General features: G+C 38.2%; 4 protein-coding genes. All 4 read left to right on the forward strand.

Annotation, left to right across the window (positions count from 1 at the left end):
- Nucleotides 1-314 precede the first annotated feature (314 nt).
- The gene (locus ACE3RB_RS19515) at nucleotides 315-791 is read left to right on the forward strand and encodes a hypothetical protein (protein ID WP_374465738.1); all 477 of its coding nucleotides are present in this window, start codon (nucleotides 315-317) and stop codon (nucleotides 789-791) included.
- Nucleotides 792-917: 126 nt separating this feature from the next.
- Nucleotides 918-2,051, forward strand: a complete 1,134-nt coding sequence (locus ACE3RB_RS19520) for a hypothetical protein (RefSeq protein WP_374465739.1) — start codon at nucleotides 918-920, stop codon at nucleotides 2,049-2,051.
- A gap of 27 nt (nucleotides 2,052-2,078) precedes the next feature.
- Nucleotides 2,079-4,673 (forward strand): T9SS type A sorting domain-containing protein, encoded by a 2,595-nt coding sequence (locus ACE3RB_RS19525; RefSeq protein ID WP_374465740.1) that lies wholly within the window; start codon nucleotides 2,079-2,081, stop codon nucleotides 4,671-4,673.
- Nucleotides 4,674-5,112: 439 nt separating this feature from the next.
- On the forward strand, nucleotides 5,113-7,030 hold a 1,918-nt coding region (gene rpoB / locus ACE3RB_RS19530; RefSeq protein ID WP_374465741.1), incomplete at its 3' end, for a DNA-directed RNA polymerase subunit beta.

The following is a 7,030-nucleotide window of genomic DNA, read 5'->3' on the forward strand; positions in this document are numbered from 1 at the left end:
TTAAGAAGCAATTAGAAGAAGCTGGTGCTGAAGTAGAATTGAAATAATTTCAATTTTATTAATATAGAAGCCCGGGCATATTGCCCGGGCTTTTTTTGTTGTAAGCTGTTGTAAATCTGTATTTTAATTTGTAATTGTATTTAAATATTATTAATTTTTGTTTTGCTGTATTTTATTATTATTGATTATTTGATAAAAAATAATCACTTATTTTATTGGTATTGTTTCTTTTATTTATTTTGTGTGAATTTTTATTAACAAAATTTATTTTTGAATGAAAAAACATTATATTTGTATCGAAAAAACACATATAATTGGAGAGAAATTATTTTCTTTCTTATAGCCATAAGATAGCACTTCTGTTGCTGTTGGTGGCTGTGGGAAAACTAAATGCAAAATTTATATCTGTAACGATGAGTAAAAATGTATTACCTTATTGTGCAGATATACATACTCAACGATGCCTAACTGGTGCTTCAGTTCGCCATTGGGCAGATGGCTCAGTTTTACATAACTCTGCTGATCAGAATTCAGTCCATTCACTGTACATTGGCACACAACATAATCTTTCTCTTTCTAACGATATTTATATCCAGATTTTCTTTCTTAAAGAGGTAAAGTCCATTATCAATAATTATAACCTGATATATTCATATTTTTTCCATCTAGGAAATGCTCTTTTCACCTTTAAAGAATTTGGAAAGTTTTATATCAATTCCGTTAAACTCATAGATGGGTTTAAATTTATCATTAAAATTCCTGATAAGCTGGTCCATATCCTTCAGCACTAACCCTGTAACAATTTTCAGCGTTTTCGTTATAAAATATTCATGATTTCATTTATTATCAGATGAAAACACCTGAGAATTTTACCTCCTGAAAAAAACATACATAAAAAACATCAAATATCATTAGAAATGAAAAACAAATTATTCACATTAGCTCTTTTATCCGCTGGTTTATCAATAAACGCGCAGCTAGGGATTAATACATTTTTGCCACAAGCTACTTTTGATATAGTAGGATCACCTTCCAATACAAGTAAGTTTGACGGTCTGATTGCTACCAGGATTACAGGAACAGAATTAAAAGTCAAAAACTATACTGCAGCTCAAACCGGGGCAATAGTATATGTTACTGCAGCAGAAAGCGCACCTACCGGGCAGACAGCAGAGGTACTTGCATCAGGTTATTATTATTTTGACGGTACAAAATGGTTAAGTTTAAGCGGAAGCTGGCGCACAGTTGGGAATTCCGGAACAACAGCTGCATCTGCTGCTTTAGGAACCAATATTGGGACCGGAAACTATCTGGGAACAAATGATGGTCAGAATCTGGTTTTGGCCACTCAGAAGAATGTAAAAGGCATATTGGATATTAATGGAACATTGCAGGGAGGAAATGCCAATTCTGCAACTGGCCCTTACGCTTCGTTTACATGGGGCTCCAATAATATACTTACTAACAGTTCATCTTCTAATATTGCATTAGGAAAGGATAATACGGTTTCTGCACAGGGAAATTTTCCTGCTGTAGCTATCGGATTGGGAAACACAGCCAGTAATGGAGCTAAAGTAATTGGAAATACAAACACTGCTACAGGACCTAATAATTTAGTTTTTGGGAATCTGAATACGGTTACAGGACTTACCGGCCTTACAGTGGGTAATAATCATAACAACAGTGGAGGAATAGCCATCGGAAGCGGAAATACAACCTCTTTGAATAATATTGCTGTAGGTTCTGCCAATACAGCTACCGGTACAGAGGCTTTTGCAATAGGATTCTCCGGTCAGGCTGCTGCAGGACAGATGGTTTATGCCAATAAACAACATGTTTTCTTCAATAAAAGTAACGGGACAGATACCATTTTAGGCATCAATATGATCCCTACCGCTGCTACTTTTACAGGTGCTGCTATTCAGATAAAAGGAATTGCAGCCGGTGCCAATGCAGCCTGTTCAGCGGCTGAAGAAGGAGCAATCCGGTATAATACTACATCAAAAGTACATGAAGGCTGTAACGGGACTAACTGGAAAGCTCTTTATTAAAAAAACACAAACCTTAAAAAAATAGAAATGACCAGAAAATTATTCGAAAACTCAGCTGCTATGCTCATGACATTAGTGATGTCTGTGGTATTATTTGCGCAGCAAGGTTATGAGCCGATCCGCGGGATGGGCGTGGAGGCAAAACCTGTCAATAACTCAGGGATCTGTCTTGCATGTTATAACGGAAGTATGAATCCGGTGGTAGATGCCAGCCTGGATAACAGCGTGAGTATGGGGAATTTCGCTTCCTTGTTAAGTGGAAACGGAATATCTGTAAAAAATAAGAATACAACTTATCCCGCAGGATACATCACCGGTTTCAATGTAGACCTTGGAACAAGTTTTATTACTGTTGATCTTTTAAGCTCATTGAGAATCAGTACTTATAAAAATGGAGTTCTGCAGGAAACCACTACCAGCAGTACACTTTTATCAGTTCCTGCATTCGGTGGCAGTAAAAACAGGATTTTCCTGCATTTTAAAACATCAAAGGAATTTGATGAAGTAAGGCTATATCAGACTAATGTCCTTTCCGTGTTCAGTGCAATGAACGTTTACTATGCATTTGCATTTGATCCTGCAAAGGTGCCAACAGAGAATAATGGTATTTGTGATGACATCATTGCAGGAAGTGGTGTGGATGGCAATGTATCCGGAAGCAGCAGTTTCCTGGCTCCATTATCTTATGTTCAGAACAAAGAAAGAATCGGGGATGGAAATAAAAGTTCTTACGGATCAATCGTTCTTCCTGTTGGATTACTGGGATCTTATTCAGTGGGAGTTCTTGATAAAAACCAGGTATATCCTGCAGGCAACAAAGCTGGATTTGTAATTGAGCCAGATGACCAGGGGAAGCTTTTAAGCGCTGAGTTTTTAAAGAATATTACGATTGAGACCTATCTGTACGGACAGCTTCAGGACTCAAAACAACTGTCTGACGGTGGAGGCCTGATTAATATTAAAGTACTCGGATATGGTTCAGGAAAACAAAAGTTAGCTTTAACTACAACCAAACCTTTTAACGAAGTAAGATTAAAAGTTACCCAAACGGTAGGATTTAATTTAGGAGCATTAAAAGTGTACTACGCTTTTGAAGAACCGGTTTCCTGTGAATGTGATGATAAGATTCAGACAAGCGGCTCATCAGTTCCCGGAAATCTGGTTACTGGTGCTTCATGGACATCGGGGCCGGGATTTCTTGGGCTTATTTTAGCCAAGATGACCAACCCGGAGGCTATTGTGGATAATAATCCTTCCAATTATGCCACCGCTACCGTTCCTGCTGCATCTATTCTGAGTATTTTCTCTGCGTTTGCAACAGTAAGCAGCAATACAGTACTGCCTGCCAACACAATGGCCGGTTTCACTGTAGAAAAAGCTGGAAACCTTCTTGGGGTAAGTGTTCTGGAGAATATTACCGTGACATTGTACAACGGAAATATACTGACAGATACTTTTACAAGCTCGGGAAGTCTTATCAGCGGGAATTTTTTCACAACAAACTCTAATAAATTCTATGTGGGAGGAAAAGCGACAAAACCTTTTAACCGCATTAAGATTACTTTCAACAGCGGTACGGCAATTCGTATTCCTCAAAATTATTATATCTACAATGCTTTTGCAAGCAGGGATGATGATAATGATGGCGTTCCGAATTGTTTCGACCAATGTAACGGCGGTGATGACAACATAGATAATAACGGAAATGGTATTCCTGACTGTGCAGAAGGATGTACAGCGGTAAATGACAAATCGCCGGCGTTGGATACGGATGGTGATGGTATCGTAGATGCCTGTGATCAGGATTCTGATAATGACGGAATTCCGGATGCCGTGGAAGATTTTGATAAAAACGGTAAGTTTCAGGATGATGATAATGAAGGGGATATTCTTTTAACTCCTGTACTGGGAGATTCTGTTCCGAATTATCTTGATCTTGACTCTGATAATGATGGTATTTTGGATTTATTCGAATCAGGAATTCCTGCATCTGTTATTAATCAGATTGATGCAGATCATAATGGAGTGATTGATGCCGGTGTTCCGGTGGGCAAAAACGGAATCGCAGACATTCTGGAAACTTCGCCTGACTCAGGAGTATTGAAGTATCCGATCAAAAATACAGATGGAGATGATAAACCGGACTTCCTGGACATTACCTCCAATGGCTCAGACCTGGATCTTTATCAGATCGGAAAAGGAAATCTTGATACTTTAGGTGGTGGATTCATTTCTACTATTGATGATAAAGATAAAGATGGTATCCAGGCTGTTGTAGATACAGATCTGGTGAAGAGAGGGTCTCCTGATTCCCCGCTTTCACCTTATGCTTCATTATTAAAAGCTTCCAATACTGCTGCAAAAATTACTACAACAGAAATTACTGCTGCAGTGAATGATGTAAAAGTATATCCAAATCCGGTAAAAGCTGGGGAGAATCTTAGAATTTCATCAGCAGAAGAAGGAGTGTATACATTGTTCTCCGCACAGGGACAGGCAGTTAAAACAGGTAAGTTTAATGCCGGTACAGGTATTGATACATCTTCACTTCCTGCAGGAGTGTATATTATTAAAATAGAAACCCAGTCAAAAATAAAATCTTATAAGGTTATTGTGAAATAATCATAGGATTAGCTTGTGTTGTGGAGGGGTTGCTCAATATTGGGCAGCCTCTCTTATTTTAAAAGCCTCAAAATGAGATGATTTATTTGTTATTGTGGATAATTTGTTGTATCTTTGCCCCTCTTTTGGCGCGAAAAATTGTTTGTAAATTTATAAAATACTGAAAATCAGCTCTTTCATTGGTAAAGCATGGAAGAGATTTCGTGTATATAAATACAGCAGTCATACTGCCTCAAAAGTAAGAAAAATATTTTGCATTACGCTGTGAAAAGATATACCAGTGTTGCAGTTAGAAAGAGCCAAGTACAAAGTGGAAAGAGCCTAAGGTCTTTCGTGAGCGCCAAAAACACTTCTACCTTTTACTTTTACCTTGTTTCTTGTTCTTTTCTGATATTTTTTAATGAATCAAAATATTTTTTAACCCTTTCTTAAAAGTTTTATGAGTAAAACAAAATCAACAACTCAAGGAAATCCGAGAATTAATTTCTCATCAGCGAAAGGAAAAATCATCACTCCTGACTTTTTGGACATCCAAATCGAGTCTTTCAGAGAGTTTTTCCAGCTTGATACACTTCCTGAAGCCAGAAAGACAGAAGCTCTTTACAAGACTTTCCAAGAGAATTTCCCAATTACGGATTCAAGAAACCAGTTCGTATTAGAATTCTTAGACTATCTGGTAGATTCTCCACGTTATTCAATTGATGAGTGTGTGGAAAGAGGACTTACTTATTCAGTTCCTCTAAAAGCTAGACTTAAACTGTACTGTACTGACCCGGAACACGAAGATTTCCAGACTGTGGTTCAGGATGTATATTTAGGTCCGGTTCCTTATATGACACCAAGTGGTTCTTTCATCATCAATGGTGCTGAGAGAGTTATCGTTACGCAGCTTCACCGTTCACCTGGTGTATTCTTCGGACAGACTTACCACGCCAACGGAACCAAACTTTACTATTCAAGAATTATTCCTTTCAAAGGATCTTGGATGGAATTTACAACGGATATCAACAGCGTAATGTACGCGTATATCGACCGTAAGAAAAAATTACCATTAACAACTTTATTAAGAGCTATCGGGTATGAGTCTGATAAGGATATCCTTCAGATCTTCGACCTTGCTGAAGAAGTGAAAGTTTCTAAAGCAGCCCTTAAAAAAGTGGAAGGGAGAACATTGGCTGCGAGAGTATTGAACACATGGTTCGAAGACTTCGTAGACGAAGATACAGGGGAAGTAGTTTCTATCGAAAGAAACGAGATCATCCTGGATAGAGAAACCATCCTTGAAAAAGAACACTTAGATCTTATCCTGGATGCTGGTGTGAAATCAATCCTGATTCACAAAGAAAACAGCAATGAATTCTCTATCATCCAGAATACATTACAAAAAGACCCTACCAACTCTGAAAAAGAAGCGGTAGAGTACATCTATCGTCAGTTAAGAAACGCAGATCCGCCAGATGAGGAAACGGCAAGAGGAATCATTGAAAAATTATTCTTCTCTGAGCAGAGATACTCTTTAGGTGAAGTGGGACGTTACAGACTGAACAAAAAATTAGGTCTTAACATTCCTACAACAACTGAGGTTCTTACAAAAGAAGATATCATTGCTATCGTAAGACACCTTATCGAGCTTGTAAACTCTAAAGCTGAGGTTGATGATATCGACCACTTATCAAACAGAAGAATTAAAACTGTTGGTGAGCAATTAGCAGGACAGTTCGGTGTAGGTCTTTCAAGAATTGCAAGAACAATCAAGGAAAGAATGAACGTTAGAGATAACGAAATCTTTACTCCGCTTGATCTTGTTAATGCTAAAACTTTAACATCTGTAATCAACTCATTCTTTGGTACCAACCAGCTTTCTCAGTTCATGGACCAAACCAACCCACTATCTGAAATCACTCACAAGAGAAGACTTTCAGCTTTAGGACCTGGTGGTTTATCAAGAGAAAGAGCAGGTTTCGAGGTGCGTGACGTTCACCATACTCACTACGGAAGAATTTGTCCGATTGAAACTCCGGAAGGACCAAACATCGGTTTGATTTCATCTTTAGGGATCTATGCGAAAATCAACAACCTAGGTTTCATCGAAACTCCATATAGAAAAGTAGAAAATGGTAAGATCGATCTTAATGCTGATCCTATTTACTTAAATGCAGAAGACGAAGAAGCTAAGGTAATTGCTCAGGCAAACATTGAACTGAGTGATAACGGTGAATTTGAAACAGACAGAATTATTGCAAGATTGGATGGTGATTATCCGGTAGTGGAGCCTAACCAGGTAGACCTTATCGACGTAGCGCCAAACCAGATTTCCGGTATTTCCGCTTCATTAATTCCATTCCTGGAGCACGATG

Origin of the sequence: Chryseobacterium sp. (assembly GCF_041914225.1) — a bacterium.
Taxonomy (GTDB): Bacteria; Bacteroidota; Bacteroidia; order Flavobacteriales; family Weeksellaceae; genus Chryseobacterium.